We start from the raw sequence: 963 nt of genomic DNA, 5'->3' as shown, positions 1-963 counted from the left end.
CTTCTGCAAACTCAAGCAGTTCCGCCGCATCGCCACGCGCTTCGAAAAGCACGCAACCAACTTCCTTGCCGCCGTCGCCCTCGCCTCCGCAAGGATTTGGCTGCGCGCAATTGAGTCCGCGCCCTAGCCGACGGCCGGCGTCTCGCCGTGCGCGTAGCCCAGATGTTCCGTCAACTCGGCGCCCAGCATCCTCTGCATCAGGGCCCGCTTCAGCTCCGTCACCAGTCCCGCTTCGCCCACCCGGTCCTCAGGCCGCTCGCAGCCCTTCAACAGCTCGTCGAACACCTCGGCAGTGATCGTCATCGTCCATGCCTCCGTTTGCTTCAGCATGGACCGGCACACTTACACAGAAGATCGACGCTCCCGCAGATAGCAGCGCTGACCGCGGGAGAACGGGCCCGCCGCCCTGGGTCCTGCCGCTGGTGAATGTCTGGCGCTTCGAGCGGTAGCCGCGTGCCGCGGCAGCCTGCTCCAGGGCTCCCAGGCAACCCAGCTCGTCATAGAGCCGGAAGAGCTTGCGCACGAGTTCCGCCTCGGCCTCGTTGACCACCAGCTTGCGACAAGGTCGCGCCTCCAAGCAAAAGGCATGTGGATGCGCGGCATCCTCCCGCTCGGTTATGACCGCCATCCCGATCCCATGCCCCGGGAAAACCCGAAACCGAACCGCGCTCGGCGGCGACCCGAGACGAGCGGGAGAAAACGGCGAGATGAGGTCAAAGGTCATGACCTGCCCCCCCGGCGTCCCTCGATCATGACGAGAGTCCTTGGACTTGGTATTGGTGGGTTTCGGGTTGGGCAAGCGCGCCGGGCGCGGAGCTCACGGATTGCTCAAGTGCCCGGCGCTCTTGTGACGGGGCCATTCCGCCGAGCGAGGAATGCGGCCTGACATGGTTGTACAACTCAATTACAGAACGCCCACGGGACCGAGGAGCGCGAAGTGCTCTACCCGTGGCACCCTTGGGC

At 65.1% G+C, this 963-nt stretch carries 1 protein-coding gene and 2 pseudogenes; 1 reads left to right on the top strand and 2 read right to left on the bottom strand.

The window, feature by feature from the left end:
• Positions 1–127 (top strand): annotated as a pseudogene (locus GI374_RS18750) (IS5/IS1182 family transposase); the annotation flags it as partial.
• On the opposite strand, the gene GI374_RS18745 reads toward GI374_RS18750, so the two are convergent.
• Positions 124–303, bottom strand: coding sequence for a hypothetical protein (locus GI374_RS18745; RefSeq protein ID WP_229583590.1), 180 nt, complete (start codon positions 301–303; stop codon positions 124–126). The pseudogene GI374_RS18750 and the gene GI374_RS18745 sit on opposite strands and share 4 nt — an antisense overlap.
• Before the next feature lie 446 nt (positions 304–749).
• Positions 750–896: pseudogene (locus GI374_RS18740) on the bottom strand (IS3 family transposase); the annotation flags it as partial.
• Between the last annotated feature and the right edge of the window lie 67 nt (positions 897–963).

This window comes from Paracoccus sp. S-4012, assembly GCF_009674885.1.
Classification (GTDB): Bacteria; Pseudomonadota; Alphaproteobacteria; order Rhodobacterales; family Rhodobacteraceae; genus Paracoccus.
The sequence above is the reverse complement of the archived record's forward strand: the minus strand, read 5'-3'. Positions and strand labels throughout refer to the sequence as shown.